Below are 17,222 nucleotides of genomic sequence, written 5' to 3' on the forward strand. Positions count from 1 at the left end.
CATTACAGGTCAGCGAGCTCGATCCGCGGGTCGGCCAGGCGCTCGGCCGGGATTTCCCGCCCCACCAATTCCCGCAGGCCATCATTGACATCCCAAATATTCACATTGGCGGCCGCGGTGATCCTCTGCCCGTTCTGCCAGAACACTAGGAACTGGCCGCTCTCGACATCCCCGCGGATCACCGTCTCGTCCCCCGGATCGCTGTACCCCACATATTCCATGCCCAGATCGAACTGGTCCGTGAAGAAGTAGGGCAGCCAGTCATAGGACTTCCCCTGGCCCAGCAAGGTGGCGGCCGCCAGCTTGCCCTGGCGAATGGCATTGTCCCAATGCTCCACCCGCACCCGCCGGCCCAAAACCGAATGGGCGGCCTGCGCGATATCCCCGATGGCCAGGATCCGGGGGTCGCTGCTGCGCAGCGCGGCATCCACCAGCACCGCCTGGTCCACTTCGAGCCCCGCCGTTTCAGCCAGCTGCACATTGGGCACAGCGCCGATGGCCAGCAGGACCACATCGGCCCGCGAGGAACCGGCATCGGAGAGCACCTGCAGGTGCCCGTCCACCTGCTCGATGCCCTGGACCTTGGCGGTGCGCACATCAACCCCGTGGCGCTGATGCAGCTCCAGCAGATGGTGGCCGAAGCGCTCGCCGAACACCGAAGCCAGCGGAACCTTGGAGGAGGAATAGACGGTCACCCGCGCCCCGAGCTGGCGGGCGCTGGCGGCAACTTCCATGCCGATCCACCCCGATCCCACAACGGAGACCCGTGCCCCGTCGGTGATTTGCGCACGCAGCGACTTGGCATCGGAAAGCTTGCGCAGGGTATGCACCCCGGGCAGGTCGTAACCGGCAAGGGGCGCATCGCCGCCGAGATTCGCCCGCGATCCGGTAGCCAGAACCAGCCGATCGTAATCCACAAAGCTGCCATCGGCGAGCAGCACCTGGCACCGAGCGGTCTCGATGCTGATGGCTGCCACCCCCAGCCGCAGGGCGATGTTGTGCTCCTGGTACCAGGTGGCATCATGCACCGTGAAGCCTGCCGGCTCCTCGCTGCCTTGCAGGAACCCCTTGGATAGCGGCGGGCGCTCATAGGGCAGGTCGGTTTCGTCGCCGATCAGCGTAATCGGCCCGGCAAATCCCTGGTCGCGCAACTCGGTGACGGTCGTGGCGCCGGCCAGCCCGGCACCCAGGACAACGATCGATTCTTCAGCCAAGAGAACACCCCTTTGCTTTGGTCCACGGCCAATGGGCAGTACCTGTCCTCTGATACTCACACCCCGGGGCCATCTTTGGCAAGCAGCTTTTGCGCCGTTCACCATCCGTGGAGGAACGTGGCCGGAACCACGCTTGACTTAAATATCTGAGTACACTCATAATTGACTTGAGTCACCAATTTCGCAGGAGATCAGCCGATGAAAGCTTTTGTTGTCCGGAAGTACAAGGAACCACTGCAGCTGGCGGAGGTCGCCGAGCCTGGCGTGGGCGAGAACGATGTCCTCGTGAAAGTTCTGGCCGCCGGAGTGAACCAGCTCGACGAGAAGATCCGCGACGGCGAATTCAAGGCCATCTTGCCCTACAAGCCCTCCTTCATCCTGGGCCACGATGCCGCCGGAACGGTGCTGGAGGTCGGCTCCAAGGTCATTGGGTTCAAGGCCGGCGACCTGGTCTATGCCCGCCCGCGCGATCACCGCATCGGCACCTTTGCCGAGCGCATTGCGATCCACCAGGATGATGTCGCCCTGGCGCCGGCCACCCTCAGCGCCACCGAGGCCGCCTCGCTCCCCCTGGTCGCCCTGACCGCGTGGCAGGCGCTCGTGGTGCGTGGCAAGGTCCAGCCGGGCCAGAAGGTCCTGGTCCATGCCGGGGCCGGCGGAGTGGGAACCATCGCCATCCAGCTTGCCAAGCACCTCGGCGCGCACGTGGCCACCACCGCTTCGGCAAAAAATGCCCAGTTCCTGCAAGATCTGGGCGCCGATCAGGTGATCGACTACCGCAGCGAGGACTTCGAAAAGGAACTGTCGGGATTTGACCTGGTCCTCGACAGCCTCGGCGGCGAGAACCTGGAAAAGTCGCTGCGCATCCTGGCACCGGGCGGGAAGGCCGTGGGCATCACCGGCCCCCCGGATCCGGCATTTGCCCGCAAAGCGGGGATGAATCCCCTCGCCCGATTGGCCATTGCCGCGATGAGCGCCAAGATCCGCAAGCAGGCCAAGAAGCTCGGCGTGGGCTACGAATTCCTCTTCATGGATGCCAGCGGAGAACAGCTGCGCGAGATCGCCGCGCTCGTTGATTCCGAGGTGCTGCGTCCGATCGTGGGCAAGACCTTTGGCTTCAGCCAAACGCCACAGGCCCTCAGCGCGCTGGCCCAGGGCGGCTTCCGGGGAAAAGCGGTGATCACCGGTGCCTAGCTGCTACGCCGAAGCCCCAACCAGCTTTGCGACGGCCAATGGCGTGCGCTTCGCCTACCGCGAGCTCGGGCCCCGGGGCGGGATTCCGGTGGTGTTCTTTGTCCATCTGGCCGCCAATCTGGACAATTGGGATCCGCGAATCATTGAGGCCATCGCCCAGCACCGCCATGTGATTGCCTTCGACCAGCGTGGCATCGGGGCCTCTTCGGGCCGCGTCGCCGGGACCATCGAGGCCGCGGCCGATGATGCCTATGAGTTCATCCGGGCACTGGGATACGGGCAGATTGACGCTTTCGCCTTTTCCATGGGCGGGTTCATCGTCCAGGATCTGATCGTCAAGCACCCGAAACTGGTGCGCAAGCTGGTGCTCACGGGCACAGGGCCTCGCGGCGGCCGCAATATCGACAGGGTTGCGGCAGTGACCTGGCTGGATATTCTCCGCTCGGCCATGGCCCGCGCGGACCCAAAGGAATTCCTGTTTTTTGAGCGCAACCAGGCCGGAAAGCGGGCGGCAAAGGACTTCATCCAGCGCATTAATGAGCGCACCTCACATCGCGATGCCAAGGTCGGACTCAAAGCCCTTCGCACGCAGCTGAAGGCCATCGAGCGCTATGGCCGCTCCGCCCCCTCGGATCTTTCGGTGTTCACCGGAACCGCGTTGATCGCCAATGGGGACCGGGACCGGATGGTCCCCTCGATCCTCTCGGTGGATCTGCACCAGCGGATCAAGGGCTCCGAGCTGATCATCTACCCGGATTCGGGGCATGGCGGAGTTTTCCAGTACTGGGAAAAGTTCGCCCCTCGGGCCGTGGAATTCCTCGCGGGCTGATTAGCCAGGCAGGATCGCTTCGACCTGCGCCCGGATGCCCTGCAGAATCTCCCCGACCGCAGCTGGAGCATTAGCGGATGCGGCCATGGAAAGGAACATGATCGACGAGACGACCTGGGCCAAGGTGGCCGCGGCGCGCTCATCCAGCTTTTCGCGTTCGCACAGCAGGCCGGTCATGGCCTGCTGTGTTTGCGCAACAATCTCCAGCGCTTCTCCATGGCGCGGCTCGCTGGGGTCGCCGAACACCATTTCCCGCAGGTAGGTGCGGCCATTCTCGGTGTGGACCCGATTGCACTCCACGATCGGCTCCAGCAGCGCAATCAGCCCGTCCAGGGTCTTCGTGGTGGCGGCCGCGGCCTGCACTCCGCGCTCCAATGCTTGCGCGTAGTGGATGTTCTGCACCAGCAGCAGCAGTTCGCCCTTGGTCTTGGCATAGAGGAACAGCGTGCCGGTTCCGATATCGGCGGCTTCGGCTATTTGCTGCGTGGTGACCTCATCGACACCGTACCGGGCAAAAAGCTCGCTGGCGGCTTGGGTAATGCGCTCGAGCTTTTCTAGCTTGTTGCGCTCGCGCCGCCCGGCGGGTTGGGGCACCACAGGCATTGATGTTCCTCCAGCAATAAACGATGACTACACTCACTTCTGATTGTAGTCACCATCTGGCGGGTTGGGAATTCCCCTGGCGCGACGCTCCGGCAAGCCGCTGGGCGGCGCCAGGTAAAAGCTTGCTGGAGTTTGTGCCCGAGCATGGTTAATTGTCCCGGGCCCCTTGTACAGTGCGAAGTACCCGCAAGGGCCGCGTCCCCGAACCAGCAAGGAGCCAGCCATGTTCAGCACCCACTCACCCGGCACGGCAGCCACCGAAGTTCCCGACCGTTTTGTGCTCATTTTCGATGCCCCCGATGCCGCCACTGCCGGCATCGCCGCCCAGGCGCGCGAGCAGGAAGTCCCGCAGCTGTTGCGCGAACAGGGCTATTCGATCAGCGAGTACTACCCGGCCCTGGGCATCGCGGTAGTCACCAGCAAAGCCGATCAGCTCGAGGACTTCCGCCAGCGCTGTGCCGGGCACCATTTGCCGCCGGCGATCGTGCCGGAACTGGTCTACCGGATCCTGCCCGAAGCCGGCGCCAAGGATTCCTACGCGGACACGGAGCAGTTCACCTGGGGCCTGCAGGCGGTAGGCGCGGATTTGAGCTCCTTCACAGGCCGGGGCATCAATGTGGCGGTGCTGGACACCGGCTTTGATGCCGCCCACCCTGACTTCGCCGGGCGAACCATCACCGCCAAGTCCTTTGTCGAGGGCGAAGACGCCAGCGACGGCCACGGCCATGGAACGCACTGCATCGGCAGTTCCTGCGGACCGCGCACCCCGGAACAAGGACCGGGCTACGGGGTCGCCAGCCAAGCCAATATCTTCGCCGGCAAGGTCCTGGGCACCGATGGCTCGGGATCCGACTCGACGATCCTGGCCGGCATCAACTGGGCGCTGGAAAACAAGTGCGAGATCATCTCGATGTCCCTGGGCGCGGACGTGAAAACCGTGCACCCGCCCTATGTCACCGCCGGGCGGCGCAGCCTGGAACTGGGTTCGCTGATCATTGCGGCAGCCGGCAATAATGCGCAGCGCTCAGCCGGCAACCCCGGCTTTGTCGGCGCCCCGGCCAACAGCCCGTACATCATGGCGGTGGCGGCGCTGGATTCGAAGCTGGCCGTGGCCGACTTCTCGGCGCAGGCGCTGGCCACCGAGGGCGGCGAGGTGAATATCGCCAGCCCAGGAGTTGATGTCTACTCCTCGTGGCCCGGCGCCCAGCGATACAACACCATCAGCGGCACGTCCATGGCCACCCCGCATGTGGCCGGCGTAGCCGCCCTGCTGGCAGAATCCACCGGGCTGCGCGCCCAGGAACTGTGGGACAAGCTGGTGGCCGATTCCCGCGACGTGCAGCTGCCCGCCGCGGACGCAGGAGCCGGGCTGGCCCAAGCCCCAGCCAGCGCGGAAGGCTAGCGGAATGTCCAGCACCCAAGTGCACATCTACGTGGTCACCCTAGTGGCCACTGTCCGGCCCGAAGACATCGTCGATGAGCTGGCCGCCCACGGCTTACGGGTTAAGCAAGTGCTCGCTGCCCTGGGCCAAATCATTGGCGAGGGCAGCGAGCAGGTCGCCGCGCAGCTGCGCGGCCTGGACGCGGTGGTCTCGGTGGATGCCCAGCGCACCTATCGGGCGCTGGGCGACACGTCCTAGTCCACCGGGTCCGAAGCGAATTCCAGCATCGCGTCGATCATCCAGTGCACGGTGTGCTCGGTGAAGGAGGCGCGCGGCATGATCCGCCAGCTTTCCTCGCCGGTGCGCCACAGCAGCACCGGAATGCCGGCCAGCGAGGTGGTGATCGCCTGGTTCACGCCGAAGCTGCGCGGGTGCAGATCTGCCGGGCAGCTCTTGCGCAGCACCAGCGGCGCGTTGGCTCCGGAGAGCTCGAGCACGCTGCGGTTGGCCGAGAGGTCAACGACCTGCCCCGGCTCTTGGCCCAGGGCTGCCTCCAGCTTGGATGCCAGGGCGGCATCTTCCGGCGCGGTCACCAGGAACTCATCGGGCCCCAGCCATAGCACCGCCACGCCGCCTGCTTCGCCGGCGACCTGGCCGACCTTTTCCGGCAGGCCCACGCCGGTGGCCTCGGCCAGCGCGCCGTAGCCGGCGCTGCCGGGCGCGCAGCGCACCGAGACCTGGGTGGTGAAGGCGACTTCGCCCAGGCTCAATCCCCCGGCGACACTGGCCTCGGCCATCAGCTGCTGCAGGTGCGCGGCGGGCGAACGGCGGGCTTCAATCAAGGTGTTGCTAGCCATCTCGACGGCTTCCTTCCGGGTCAAAGAGGACGGTTTCTGCGATGGTGACCTCGGCCAGCTGGCCGTTGATCGGGGTGCGCAGGGTTTCACCAATGCGGTTGCGCCCATTCTTGATCAGCGCCAAGCCGAAGGTCCGGCCCAGGGCCGGCGAATTGTACGAGCTGGTCACCCAGCCTTCCATCGGGGTGATGCCCTCGGCGCCAAGTTCTTCCACCGCGACCAGCGCGGCGCCCTCTGGCAGATGCAAGGACTTGTCCACCGGCAAGACCGAGACCAGGTGCTTGCGGTCTTCGCGCTGGTTGTCGACACGAGAGTAGGAGCGGGAGCCCACAAAGTCCTTGACCTTGGAGACGACCCAGTCCATGCCGGCATCCTGCGGGGTCACCGTGCCGTCGGTATCCTGGCCGACGATGATGAAGCCCTTCTCGGCGCGCAGCACGTGCATGGTTTCGGTGCCGTACGGGGTGATGTTGAATTCCTGCCCGGCGGCAAAAACATCCTCCCAGACCTTCAGCCCGTGCCAGGCCGGGATCGCGATTTCGAAGGCAAGCTCGCCGGAGAAGGAAATGCGCGAGATGCGCGCTTCGATCCCGGAATCCAGCACCACGTCCTGGAAGGCCATGAACTTGAAGGCCTCGTTGGACACGTCCACCGAGGAGGCGACCTTGGCGATCACTTCGCGCGAGCGCGGTCCCACCACGGCCACGGTGGCCAGCTGCTCGGTCACCGAGGTGCACACGACATCGAGCTCGGGCCATTCAGTCTGCAGCCACTCCTCCAGCCAATCCAGCACGGTGGCCGCATTGCCGGTGGTGGTGTGCATCAGGAAGCGGTCTTCGGCCAGGCGCAGGGTCACGCCGTCGTCGAAGATCATGCCATCGGCCTTGCACATCACGCCGTAGCGGCCCATGCCGACCTTCAGCTTGGTGTAGCCGTTGGTGTAGATGCGGTTCAGGAACTCGGCCGCATCCGCCCCGCGGATTTCGATCTTGCCCAGCGTGGTCGCATCGAGCATGCCGACCGATTCGCGCACGGCCTTGGCTTCGCGGTAGACCGCTGCGTCCATGTCCTCCCCGGCCTGCGGGTAGTACCACGCGCGCTTCCACTGCCCGACATCCTCGAATTGCGCCCCGTGGGACAGGTGCCAGGAGTGCATGGCGGTGATGCGCGCCGGGTCCAGCTGGTCCCCGCGGTTGCGCCCGGCCAGGGCAGCGAAGGCCACCGGGGTGTAGGGGGCGCGGAAGGTGGTGGTGCCCACCTGTGCCGGGTTCTCGATGCCCAGCACCGCGGCAATCACGCCGATCGCTGCCACGCCGGAGGTCTTGCCCTGGTCGTTGGCGGTGGAGATCGAAGTATACCGCTTGATGTGCTCCACCGACTGCATCCCGGCCCCGGTGGCGCGCAGCACGTCGGCCACACTCTGGTCGCGCTGCAGGTCGACGAAGTGGAACTTGTAGTTCGCGGCGTCGTCGCCGAAGCGCGAAGGCACCAGCCACACCGGGCGGGTTTCGCCGGCGGGAACCGGCAGCGCCTCGGGGGTGCGGGCGATGGTGCTGTAGCCGGCGGCGGTGGCTGCCGCCGCTCCGGTGGCGGCACCGGTGGACAGGGCGCTGGCGGTATCCAGCCGCCCGGTCAGCGCACCGGCCAGATGCTGGTTGGCAACAGCATCAGCAGGCACGAAGGCGTGGATGGCGGTGTCCCAGTTCAACTTGCCCTGGCGCTGGGAGTGCAGGTGCACCACCGGGTTGAAGCCGCCGGCCACGGCCAGCACGTCGGCCTCGATCCGGGACACTTCGCCCAGCTCGCGCTGTTCGTCCAGCTCGGCCACGAAAATCGCTGCGAGATCCCCGGACTCGTTGGCCTCGGTGTCCACCACGGCGGATCCGGAGATCACCTGGACGCCGTCGGCCACGGCCTGGGCGGCCACGGCGGAAATGCTGCGGCGCGCATCGATCACCGCGACCACCGAACCGGAGGCAGCCAGTTCGCCGACCAGCTCGTAGGCCGAGTCATTGGTGGTGAATACGGCGATCTTCTGCCCGGCGCGCACGCCGTAGCGGTTCAGGTAGCTGCGCACAGCCCCGGCGAGCATGATGCCCGGGCGGTCGTTGTTCTCGAAGACCACCGGACGCTCATGCGCGCCGGTGGCCAGCACCACCTGGCCGGCACGGATGTGCCAGATGCGTTCGCGGGAGACGCCCGGGGCCGCTGGGCCGTCGTGGTGCGCGGTGCGGCGCTGGACGGCGACCAGGTAGTTGGCGTCGTAGGAGCCGAAGACCGTGGTGCGCTGCAGGTGGGTGGTTTCCCCGGCCTGCGCCAGTTCTCCGACCACCGATTCGATCCAGGCGGTGGAATCCACGCCGTCGATCTGCTCGCCGGCGGTATCCAGCAGGGTGCCGCCGGCCTCGGCCCGCTCATCGAGCAGCATCACCCGGGCGCCGGAGCGCGAGGCTTCGCGGGCCGCGGCCAAGCCTGCCGGTCCTGCGCCAACCACCAGGACATCGGTGTGCACATGCACGTGGTCGTAGTACACCGAGTCGGTGCCTGGATCCAGCACGCCCAGCCCGGAGAGCAGGCTGGCCGAAGTGCCCTCGGCCACCGAAACGGTGGTGGCAGGCAGCATGGACTCATTGACCTCGCCCTTGTGGCGGGCGGCCACGGTGATCAGCGCGTTGGGCTCTTCCACGCCAGCGGCAAGGATCCCGCGCGGGCGCTTCAGGTAGAGCGAGGGGCCGCACTGGCGGATCTGGTTGGCCAGCATGGCGCTGGCGACGGTGTCCCCGCGGAAAGCGGAAAGCTGCTGCCCGTCGATGCTCAGGGCCAGAGGCTGATCGCTGTCGATCCGGGCGCGTGAGCGCAGTTCAACAGGTAGTCGCTGCGGCTTGCTCATCGGGTGCCTCCTTGAAGTGTGTCGATCTGCGGTTGCGCCTCGCCGGCGCCGTATACGGCCAGGAATTCGTAGCTGACGGTGTCGCGCAGGGCGTTGAACCACTTGCGGCAGCCGCCGGCGTGGACCCAGCGCTCGGCGAAAATGCCTTTTTTATTGCCCCGGTAGAACAGGTAGCGGGACCATTCCTTGTCGGTGAGTTCCGCCGGATTTTCCGGGTAGGCCACGTGGGCTTCGCCGCCGTAGCTGAATTCGTTTTCGTTGCGTGGCCCGCAGTGCGGGCAGTCAATTAGCATCATGATGGCTGCTCCTAGTGTGCGACGGCTGCGGCGCCGTGTTCGTCGATCAGGTGGCCGGTTTCGAAGCGCTCCAGGCTGAATGGGGCATTGAGCGGGTGCGCCTCGTCGTGGGCGATGGTGTGCGCCAGGGTGAAGCCGGCGCCCGGGGTGCCCTTGAATCCGCCAGTGCCCCAGCCGCAGTTCACGTACAGGTTCTGGATCGGGGTCTTGGAGATGATCGGCGAGGCATCCAAGGTGGTATCCACGATGCCGCCCCAGGTGCGCAGCACGTGCGCCCGGGCGAAGATCGGGAAGAGCTCCACGGCCGCGGCCATCTGCTCTTCGATCACGTGGAAGGCGCCGCGCTGGCCGTAGCCGTTGTAGCTGTCGATCCCGGCGCCCATCACCAGTTCGCCCTTGTGGGCCTGGGAGACGTAGACGTGGATGTGGTTGGACATGACCACCGTCGGGTGGACCGGCTCGAACAGCTCGGAGACCAGGGCCTGGAGCGGGTGGGACTGGATCGGCAATTCGAATCCGGCCATTTCGGCCAGCACCGAGGAGTGCCCGGCACCTGCCAGGGCGACCTTGCCGGCGTTGATGGTGCCGCGCGTGGTCTTCACGCCAGTGACCTTCTCGCCGTCCTTGATGAAGCCGGTGACTTCGCAGTTCTGGATGATGTCCACGCCCATTTCGTTGGCCTTGCGGGCGAAGGCCCAGGCCACATGGTCGTGCTTGGCGATGCCGGCGCGTGGCTGCCAGGTGGCGCCCATGACCGGGTAGCGAATGTTGTCGCTGGTGTTGATGATCGGGCAGGCTTCCTTGACCTGGGAGGGGTCGAGCCATTCGGCGTCCACGCCGTTGAGCTTGTTCGCCTCCACACGGCGCACCGATTCGCGCACGTCGCCCAGGGTGTGGGCCAGGTTCATCACGCCGCGCTGGGAGAACAGGAAGTCGTATTCCAGGTCCTCGGGCAGCTGCTCCCAGAGCTTCAGCGACTTCTCGTAGATGCCGGCCGATTCATCCCACAGGTAGTTCGAGCGGATGATGGTGGTGTTGCGGGCCATGTTCCCGCCAGCCAGCCACCCCTTTTCCAGAACTGCGACATTGGTGATGCCATGGTTTTTCGCGAGGAAGTACGCGGTAGCCAGGCCGTGGCCGCCACCGCCGACGATCACAACGTCGTAGGACTTCTTGGGGTCCGGATTTGCCCACAGGAACTCCGGGTGTTCAGGCAGCAGATCAGCCACAGTGAATCTCCAATCTTCGACAGTACCGCCTGCAATGTATGAATTGCCGACAACTGATATATCAATCTGCGATTCACTGTATGATAGAAAGCGAAACCCGGTCAATGGGTACGCGAAAATTACTTTGATGCTACGCACCGCAGGAGGAGTCCCCATGAGCGAATCCCTCTCAGATCGCGCCTACCAGATACTGCGCGACCGCCTGATCATGCTGGATATCGCCCCGGGCGAGCCGATCAACGAAGCCCAGCTGGTCCAGGAGCTCAATATCGGCCGCACCCCGCTGCGCGAAGCGCTCAAGCGGCTCGAAGTCGACCATCTGGTCCATTCCTACCCGCGCCGCGGAACCTTCGCCACGCGCGTGGATATCACCGAGCTCGCTGCCATCACCGAAGTGCGCCTCGCCCTTGAACCTCTTGCGGCCGATCGCGCCGCCGCGCTGGGTGGCGGATCCGTTCGAGCCGAAATCGAGCAGACTCTCCACACCATCTCCCACCTCACCGGCAATGAGACCCGGCGCAGCCTCATGGAAAACGACTTGGCCGTGCACCGCCTGATCTACCAGGCAGCCGCCAACCACCACCTGGAAGAGACCCTCATCCGGCTCGATAACCTCGCCACACGCATATGGTGCCTCACCCTCGACCGCCTGCCGAGCATCGACGCGCATATCTCCGAGCACCAGGCACTGCTCAAAGCAGTCCTCGATCAAGCCCCTGAAACTGCCAGCACCCTGGCTCGCGACCACATCGCAAGTTTCGAAGCTTCGGTCCGCGCAGTGCTCTAGCTCCGCGCCAAATCACTCACTCGCACCCCGGCCACCCCATCCAGAAACACGATAAATCAGCTTCTGACCTGCAATATTGCTGTGTCCTAAAAGTTATCCACCTGTAGCCAAATGATCGAAGACATCTTCGATTTAGCGGCGTAAAATTAGAATATGTCCGAAACAATAGTCCCTTCCTGGGACCGGCCCAACCCACCGGACCACGGCAGATTCACCGCCGTGGTCACAGCGTTGGAAACTGATCTGACATCACTTGAGGAAGACGGCAACAAGAACGAGTGCGCCACCGCCATCGCCGACATCGAATCCACGATCTCGTCCCTGCGCTACCATCAGGCAGCTCTCTCCCATCAACTGGAAATCGATCTGGTCCGTACCAATATCGAGAGCAACTCCCGCAGCAAGGCGCTCAAGCAACTGAACCGCGGGGCTGCCGCGGCCATTGCCCTTGCCCGGCGTACCGACTCCCATGGCTACGGTGCATATCTGGAGAACTGCCGGATCCTCTTTGAAAGCACTCCGCATCTGGCCGCAGCCTACAGCCGCGGTGAATTCACCGAAGATCAAATGCGGGCCATCCTCACCCCGCTGCGCTCCGTAAAAGCGGAACGTCGCGCTGAGTTTGATGACCTGTACGCGAAGAACCCGAAAATGCTTGAGAATCTCGGTAACAAGAAAATCAGTGACACGGTCAAAGACTTCACCCTCGCCTATGCCTCGGATCAGCAGTGCAAGGAACAGAAGACCGCAGAGGAACAGCGCTTCATCAAGTTCACCCCGAATGCCGAGACAGGGATGATGCGCGTCAACGGGAACATTCCCATCACGGCCGGACTAGCGATGAAAAATGAGATGAAGGCCAAAGCCCGCAGCCTCAAAGCAAAAGGCGATCCCCGCACGAGGACACAGATCGAAGCGGACTACTTCGCAAGTTTCTGCACCCACCCGGAAGCAAAAATACCGGTCACTTTCACTCTGGGATTGGTCATGACCGATAAAACCCTGTTCCTCGGCGACCGGGATCCTGCCAACCTTGAGGGTTATGGCGCCATTGCGCCACAGTACGCTCGTGAACTAGTTGCGGGCCAGGAGATCCTGAACAATATGACTCTGGCCGAGATGGCCGCCACCCGGTCCCCCGCCTTTGTCGAGACCATGGAAGCCACCATTGAACTAATCAGGTTATATACGGCTCCAGGGGATAAAGACTTGATCGCGATGGACTCCAAAGCGCGGATCTTCCCTGAGAAAATGAAGAAGTTCATCAAGATGCGCGACCGGCATTGCCGGACGCCATTCTGCGATGGATTAATTGAAGAGATTGATCATGTCACCCAGGCCTATTTAGGTGGGCATACGTGTGTGACTAATTCCGATGGCCGGTGCAAGCTGTGCAATCAGGCAAAAGAAACCCCTGGCTGGCAGGAAATTGTCATTAAGCACGGGCCGCATTCCATGTTGATCAACACGGGAATGGGAACGGTATATCGATCCACGGCGCCGCCGGCGACGGGGTTTGCGCATAAACCCTATCCGCAGTGCATGAGTGAAGCTGACTGGGTGCGCTCTTTCGAAGAATGGCTCAACCGGCCACCGGACACGGGGAGCAGTCCGCGCAACGGCGATGAAAAACCACCGGATATCGAGGATATTCCCGCCTGATGGCGCTGATGAACTACCCACAAGGGAACAAGACACGGTTTGCAGCAATAGACGCCCGGGTACGGTCTGCCACGGCTGGAAACCTTGCGCATATTCCTGATGGCGGCATCGTGAAGAACTTACATATTCGAACTTCATGGCAGACTACCGGCAGCCACAGAGGCTAAGAAGATTCCGGATGCCAAAAGAAATTGCATGAGTCCACGCACTACAGATCATTAGCCAGCCCGCTCCTGATGCACAGGACTCAGTATCTGAAGAAAACAAAAACCTCCCGGCCACTGACCGGGAGGTTTTTATTCGATTTTGTGGAGGTAAGGGGATTCGAACCCCTGACCTTCTGCATGCCATGCAGACGCGCTACCAACTGCGCCATACCCCCAAAAGAGCTGGTCTCGCCGGTATTTCTACCGCCGAACCGAGATAAAACTCTACCGGAGGAATTGGGAAAATAACAAATCGACTATCCGAGATGCTGATCACATCCGCACTATTCTATTTGTCCGCCGGCGGTGGTAAGAATGGATTCGGGGCCGATCGGTTCCACTAAATCTTAAGTGAAAGGCGCGACCCCATGGCCATTGGATTGACCCCATACCTTCGCTTCGCCGGTGATGCCCGCGAAGCCATGGAATTCTACAATGCAGCATTCGGCGGTGAGCTATCGATGATGACCTTCCAGGAAGGCATGAACGACGGCAATCCTGCCACCGCAGACCTGATCATGCACTCATCGTTGTTCCTGGAACGCGGCATCCACCTGATGGCCTCGGACAGCACGCCAGAGATGACCGTCACCAGCAATGGCGCTGTCGCCCTGAGCAGCGATGCGACCGATGAAGCCGACAACGCAGTTCTCACCAAGTGGTGGGAAGCGCTGACGGCCGGCGCAACCATCGAGGTGCCGCTGGAGAAGGCGCCGTGGGGCGACTCCTTCGGCCAGCTTCGCGACAAATTCGGCGTGGTCTGGATGTTCAACATCTCCGCTGTACAGGGCTAGCAGCTAGTCGACAGCGGTGTGTTCGTGGGCTGCAATTGCATCGCGGCCCACGAGCAGGCCGACCTTCTTGGCTCGCACCTGGGTGATCATGGCGATCAGCAGGCCAAGAACCGCCAGGCCTGCGCCCACCATGGACGGGGCGCGATAGCCGAAACCAGCTGAAATCACCGCGGCCCCCAAAGCTGCACCCAAGGCGTTAGCGACATTCAAGGCCGAGTGGTTCAGCGAAGCAGCCAGCGACTGGGCGTGCGGCGCCGAGTCCATGAGCAGTGTCTGCAGGCTCGGGATCAATAGCGAACCGACGGCGCCCAGCACGAACACCATGATCATTGTCGGGATGATCCAGCTGGCCACCGCTGCGAATACGAGCATGGTGGCTGCCATCAGAACACTGGAAAGCTTGATGGCGCCAAAGACCGACCAGTCCGCGAGGCGTCCACCAATCAGCGAGCCGACCACCATTCCCAGCCCGTACAGCGCCAGGGCGATCGGCACCAAGGTGATCTTGAGTCCCGATTCTTCGGTCAGCGTTGGCGAGATGTAGGAATACACCGCAAAGAAGCCGCCGAAGCCCACGATGCCGGTGGCCATGGCCAGCCAAACCTGCGGGCTTTTCAGCGCCGTCAATTCGCGTCGGATGCTGGCACCCGGTTCAGCTTTGCGCCACGGAATAAACAGCGTGATCAGTACCGCGGTAATCAGCCCGATGAACGCAACGATGTAGAACATGGAGCGCCAGCCAGCCTGCTGTCCCAGCGTCGTAACCAGCGGCACGCCAATGACGTTGGCGACCGAAAGGCCGAGCATCACCCAGGCAATGGCACGACCGCGCATGGTTCCAGGAACCAGGCTTCCGGCCAGCACGCCGGCCAACCCGAAGTAGGCACCGTGAGGCAACCCGGCAAGGAAGCGGGTAATCAACATGGTGTTGTAGTCGGGCGCGAACGCCGAGGAAAGGTTCGCCAGGGTAAAGAAGAGGATGAGCAGCTGCACCGCTCGCTTGCGCGGGATTTTCGCGGCCATGGCGGTGAGCACCGGAGCGCCGACCACCACGCCGATGGCGTAGGCGCTGATCATCAGGCCCATCTGCGAGTTGCTGACGTCAAGGTCGAGGGCGCCTTCTTGGAGCAGGCCCATCATCGAAAATTCGGTAACGCCGATGCCAAAGCCGCCCATGGCCAAAGCGAGGATCGCCAATAGTAATTTTCCGCCGGATAGGTAGGCAGTCATTCAGTTCTCAATTCTAGGCAGGTGCATGATCGCGGCATCCTCGGCGCGCTATTTCCATCGTAGTGACTATGGAGAATCGCCGGGGCACTTCTCCAGCTGAAAATTACGAATCCCACAGTATTTTGTGACACTGTTTAAGTCCTATGTCTCATGCATCGCACCAACGCCTTTCGGCCCCGCTGATTATCGCGAGGGTCTTCTTTGTCCTGCTTTGCTTAGCGCTGGCAGGGCTGATGGTATTCCATCAGCAGGTCCCCGACATCCTGGGCCTCGGCCTGGTCGTGGATAACCTTGCGCCCTGGGCAGGCTTGGGGATCCCAGTCTTGCTGGCGATCGCATTGATGGTGCGCGGACGAGCCAGCTTCATCGGACTGCTGGTTCCCGTGGTGGTGTGGTCGGTGCTGTTTGGCAGCAGCTTCATTCCGCATGCAAAGTACGCGCCGCAAGCCTCGCTAGAGGTGGCCACGCAAAATGTCCACGAGTCGGCCGGGGTGCAGGCAGCCCGGGAACTCGCGGCCTCCGGGGCCCAGGTCATCACCCTGCAGGAGATCGGGCAGGGACAGGAAGAGCAGATCAGCCAGGAGCTGTCCGAAACGCACCCCTACCGGTACATGGTCAGCACCGTGGGTGTATGGAGCGCCTACCCATTGAAGAATGCGCAGCCACTGGACCTGGGGCTGGGCTGGAATCGGGCCTTGCGTGTTGATGTCAGCACCGAGCATGGCGACGTGCGGCTGTACGCGGTGCATGCCGCTTCGGCCCGGCCTACCGGACATCATGAACGCGATGCCATGCTCGCCTCGCTGGCCAGCTATGTCGAGGCCGATGATTCCGCAAAGATCATTGCCGCCGGCGACTTCAACGCCACCAGCACGGACCGGCACTTTGCCCCGGTCCTGGATGCCTTGGACGAGGCAGCCTACAGCGATTGGGGGCTGGCGATGACCTGGCCGCGCTCCCCCTTCCCGGTGCTCGGGATCGACCACATGATGCTGCGCGGAGTGGCCTCAGCCGATCTGAAGCGCCTGCCGATCGGCGATTCGGATCACTACGCCCTGCAAGCCACCATCGATCTGGACAACGCGCAGTAGCCCAGCTGGCAAGCCTAAATGGCCTGCAGCCCGGTTTGGCGCAGGGTGATGTTGATGCGCCCAGCACCCAGATGGCACCCGGCAGGGGCCGTTCCAGGGTGGATCCTGGTCACCCCGTGATAGGCAAAGCGTGCCGGGCCATCAAAGATGAGCAGGTCCCCGGAGGCCAGGCGCAGGTCTTGCCATGGCCGGTTCCGGTTCTCGGTGTTGCCCAGGCGGAAGGTTGCCGAGTCGCCGATGGACAGCGAAACCACCGGCGCGTTAATGCGCTCGTCGGCATCTTGGTGCATGCCCATGGTGGCCTGGTGATCGTAGAAATTCACGATGGCGGCGTCGGGAAGATAGGCTGCGGCGCGCTGGGCATCGCCGGTGGCTTCGACCACGGCGTTTTGGCCCAGTCGCACCAGCCATTGTTCCATCGGCGCCACCGGTGCGCCGCCGAGGTCGTCGGCGGTTTTTGAATAGCGGTTTGGGCTCCAATGCCAACCCAAACTCAGCGATTGCACACTCATGGGATGGCCATTGATATGCGTGCGGTGGGGCGGGACAGGTCCGTGTCCCCACTGGAAAAAGCGTGCAACGATCCAATCCTGCGCGGCGGGGCTGAGCCAACCGGGCAGATGCCACACCCCGGGTCGCACTAGTCCCCCGGCGCGGGCCAAGGCGCTGTCATCAAAAAGCGATTCCATGCACCCAGCGTGCCCGTTGCAGGCATCGGTCGGCAAGCTCCTGCGTATTCGCTCACTGAATTTTGCAGGTTGCCGGCCCAGCGCCTTGCAACACTACTGACATTAATGACCTAGTGTTTCATCCCGCCGACTCGAACATTTCCAGAAGGTTAACCTTTATTCGATTTATTACACCTGAAACATTTGCGATACCTACGGGAAAAGCCAGAGCCCTACGCTGGGTAGCACCACTTATTCCAAGGAGCATCCCATGTCATTCAGGAAAATCC

At 63.1% G+C, this 17,222-nt stretch carries 16 protein-coding genes and 1 tRNA gene; 8 read left to right on the forward strand and 9 right to left on the reverse strand.

Features of this window, described 5'->3' with window-relative positions; all coding sequences use genetic code 11:
* Positions 1–2 precede the first annotated feature (2 nt).
* Positions 3–1,214, reverse strand: coding sequence for an NAD(P)/FAD-dependent oxidoreductase (locus AC6CHO_RS14525; protein ID WP_498215998.1), 1,212 nt, complete (start codon positions 1,212–1,214; stop codon positions 3–5).
* A gap of 198 nt (positions 1,215–1,412) precedes the next feature.
* Between AC6CHO_RS14525 and AC6CHO_RS14530 the strand changes: the two genes are divergently transcribed.
* Together AC6CHO_RS14530 and AC6CHO_RS14535 are read left to right on the forward strand one after the other, a co-directional pair.
* Positions 1,413–2,408, forward strand: coding sequence for an NADP-dependent oxidoreductase (locus tag AC6CHO_RS14530; protein WP_498215999.1), 996 nt, complete (start codon positions 1,413–1,415; stop codon positions 2,406–2,408).
* Positions 2,401–3,237 (forward strand): alpha/beta fold hydrolase, encoded by an 837-nt coding sequence (locus AC6CHO_RS14535; protein ID WP_498216001.1) that lies wholly within the window; start codon positions 2,401–2,403, stop codon positions 3,235–3,237. Before AC6CHO_RS14530 ends, AC6CHO_RS14535 begins: the two co-directional genes overlap by 8 nt.
* On the opposite strand, the gene AC6CHO_RS14540 is transcribed toward AC6CHO_RS14535, so the two are convergent.
* Positions 3,238–3,840 carry a TetR/AcrR family transcriptional regulator gene (locus tag AC6CHO_RS14540; protein WP_498216003.1) on the reverse strand — a complete coding sequence of 201 codons (603 nt, stop codon included), beginning with the start codon at positions 3,838–3,840 and terminating at the stop codon, positions 3,238–3,240.
* A 223-nt stretch (positions 3,841–4,063) separates the two neighbouring features.
* On the opposite strand from AC6CHO_RS14540, the gene AC6CHO_RS14545 reads away from it, so the two are divergent.
* On the forward strand, positions 4,064–5,242 hold the full coding sequence (locus tag AC6CHO_RS14545) for a S8 family serine peptidase (RefSeq protein ID WP_498216005.1): 1,179 nt from the start codon (positions 4,064–4,066) through the stop codon (positions 5,240–5,242).
* Between the two features lie 4 nt (positions 5,243–5,246).
* Complete coding sequence (locus AC6CHO_RS14550; RefSeq protein ID WP_498216006.1) at positions 5,247–5,480, forward strand: hypothetical protein; 234 nt, start codon at positions 5,247–5,249, stop codon at positions 5,478–5,480.
* Here AC6CHO_RS14550 and AC6CHO_RS14555 read toward each other — a convergent pair.
* Genes AC6CHO_RS14555 through AC6CHO_RS14570 form a run of 4 tightly spaced genes read right to left on the reverse strand, consistent with a single transcriptional unit; the run spans position 5,477 to position 10,494 of the window.
* A complete protein-coding gene (locus AC6CHO_RS14555) occupies positions 5,477–6,079 on the reverse strand; it encodes a sarcosine oxidase subunit gamma (RefSeq protein WP_498216008.1) in 603 nt (200 codons plus the stop codon). The genes AC6CHO_RS14550 and AC6CHO_RS14555 overlap by 4 nt on opposite strands.
* On the reverse strand, positions 6,072–8,969 hold the full coding sequence (locus tag AC6CHO_RS14560) for a sarcosine oxidase subunit alpha family protein (RefSeq protein ID WP_498216009.1): 2,898 nt from the start codon (positions 8,967–8,969) through the stop codon (positions 6,072–6,074). Before AC6CHO_RS14560 ends, AC6CHO_RS14555 begins: the two co-directional genes overlap by 8 nt.
* Positions 8,966–9,265, reverse strand: coding sequence for a sarcosine oxidase subunit delta (locus AC6CHO_RS14565; protein ID WP_058256911.1), 300 nt, complete (start codon positions 9,263–9,265; stop codon positions 8,966–8,968). The genes AC6CHO_RS14560 and AC6CHO_RS14565 overlap by 4 nt, the downstream gene beginning before the upstream one ends.
* Positions 9,266–9,276: 11 nt before the next feature.
* Positions 9,277–10,494 carry a sarcosine oxidase subunit beta family protein gene (locus tag AC6CHO_RS14570; RefSeq protein WP_060702540.1) on the reverse strand — a complete coding sequence of 406 codons (1,218 nt, stop codon included), beginning with the start codon at positions 10,492–10,494 and terminating at the stop codon, positions 9,277–9,279.
* 154 nt (positions 10,495–10,648) lie between these two features.
* Here AC6CHO_RS14570 and AC6CHO_RS14575 point away from each other — a divergent pair, with 154 nt between their 5' ends.
* Both AC6CHO_RS14575 and AC6CHO_RS14580 read left to right on the forward strand, forming a co-directional pair.
* Positions 10,649–11,281, forward strand: a complete 633-nt coding sequence (locus AC6CHO_RS14575) for a GntR family transcriptional regulator (protein ID WP_498216012.1) — start codon at positions 10,649–10,651, stop codon at positions 11,279–11,281.
* A gap of 153 nt (positions 11,282–11,434) precedes the next feature.
* On the forward strand, positions 11,435–12,943 hold the full coding sequence (locus AC6CHO_RS14580; protein WP_498216013.1) for a DUF222 domain-containing protein: 1,509 nt from the start codon (positions 11,435–11,437) through the stop codon (positions 12,941–12,943).
* A 309-nt stretch (positions 12,944–13,252) separates the two neighbouring features.
* Here the strand turns inward: AC6CHO_RS14580 and AC6CHO_RS14585 are convergent.
* Positions 13,253–13,325: transfer RNA gene (locus tag AC6CHO_RS14585), tRNA-Ala, on the reverse strand.
* Between the two features lie 192 nt (positions 13,326–13,517).
* Here AC6CHO_RS14585 and AC6CHO_RS14590 point away from each other — a divergent pair.
* Entirely contained in the window at positions 13,518–13,943 is a 426-nt protein-coding gene (locus AC6CHO_RS14590) for a VOC family protein (RefSeq protein ID WP_498216015.1), read from the forward strand.
* Between the two features lie 3 nt (positions 13,944–13,946).
* On the opposite strand, the gene AC6CHO_RS14595 is transcribed toward AC6CHO_RS14590, so the two are convergent.
* The gene (locus AC6CHO_RS14595; protein WP_498216016.1) at positions 13,947–15,173 is read right to left on the reverse strand and encodes an MFS transporter; all 1,227 of its coding nucleotides are present in this window, start codon (positions 15,171–15,173) and stop codon (positions 13,947–13,949) included.
* 143 nt (positions 15,174–15,316) lie between these two features.
* Here AC6CHO_RS14595 and AC6CHO_RS14600 point away from each other — a divergent pair, with 143 nt between their 5' ends.
* The gene (locus AC6CHO_RS14600) at positions 15,317–16,264 is read left to right on the forward strand and encodes an endonuclease/exonuclease/phosphatase family protein (RefSeq protein WP_498216017.1); all 948 of its coding nucleotides are present in this window, start codon (positions 15,317–15,319) and stop codon (positions 16,262–16,264) included.
* 14 nt (positions 16,265–16,278) lie between these two features.
* On the opposite strand, the gene AC6CHO_RS14605 is transcribed toward AC6CHO_RS14600, so the two are convergent.
* Positions 16,279–16,953 carry an alpha-ketoglutarate-dependent dioxygenase AlkB family protein gene (locus AC6CHO_RS14605; protein ID WP_498216019.1) on the reverse strand — a complete coding sequence of 225 codons (675 nt, stop codon included), beginning with the start codon at positions 16,951–16,953 and terminating at the stop codon, positions 16,279–16,281.
* Positions 16,954–17,222: the final 269 nt, after the last annotated feature.

This window comes from Glutamicibacter sp. GQ173, from assembly GCF_059759215.1.

Excerpts from the sequence above, each read along its gene's own strand:
- AC6CHO_RS14575 (WP_498216012.1), top strand. The coding sequence starts at position 10,649 with ATGAGCGAATCCCTCTCAGATCGCGCCTACCAGATACTGCGCGACCGC.
- AC6CHO_RS14590 (WP_498216015.1), top strand. The coding sequence starts at position 13,518 with ATGGCCATTGGATTGACCCCATACCTTCGCTTCGCCGGTGATGCCCGC.
- AC6CHO_RS14600 (WP_498216017.1), top strand. The coding sequence starts at position 15,317 with ATGTCTCATGCATCGCACCAACGCCTTTCGGCCCCGCTGATTATCGCG.
- AC6CHO_RS14550 (WP_498216006.1), top strand. The coding sequence starts at position 5,247 with ATGTCCAGCACCCAAGTGCACATCTACGTGGTCACCCTAGTGGCCACT.
- AC6CHO_RS14560 (WP_498216009.1), bottom strand. The coding sequence starts at position 8,969 with ATGAGCAAGCCGCAGCGACTACCTGTTGAACTGCGCTCACGCGCCCGG.
- AC6CHO_RS14595 (WP_498216016.1), bottom strand. The coding sequence starts at position 15,173 with ATGACTGCCTACCTATCCGGCGGAAAATTACTATTGGCGATCCTCGCT.
- AC6CHO_RS14530 (WP_498215999.1), top strand. The coding sequence starts at position 1,413 with ATGAAAGCTTTTGTTGTCCGGAAGTACAAGGAACCACTGCAGCTGGCG.
- AC6CHO_RS14580 (WP_498216013.1), top strand. The coding sequence starts at position 11,435 with ATGTCCGAAACAATAGTCCCTTCCTGGGACCGGCCCAACCCACCGGAC.
- AC6CHO_RS14540 (WP_498216003.1), bottom strand. The coding sequence starts at position 3,840 with ATGCCTGTGGTGCCCCAACCCGCCGGGCGGCGCGAGCGCAACAAGCTA.
- AC6CHO_RS14565 (WP_058256911.1), bottom strand. The coding sequence starts at position 9,265 with ATGATGCTAATTGACTGCCCGCACTGCGGGCCACGCAACGAAAACGAA.
- AC6CHO_RS14545 (WP_498216005.1), top strand. The coding sequence starts at position 4,064 with ATGTTCAGCACCCACTCACCCGGCACGGCAGCCACCGAAGTTCCCGAC.
- AC6CHO_RS14605 (WP_498216019.1), bottom strand. The coding sequence starts at position 16,953 with ATGGAATCGCTTTTTGATGACAGCGCCTTGGCCCGCGCCGGGGGACTA.
- AC6CHO_RS14555 (WP_498216008.1), bottom strand. The coding sequence starts at position 6,079 with ATGGCTAGCAACACCTTGATTGAAGCCCGCCGTTCGCCCGCCGCGCAC.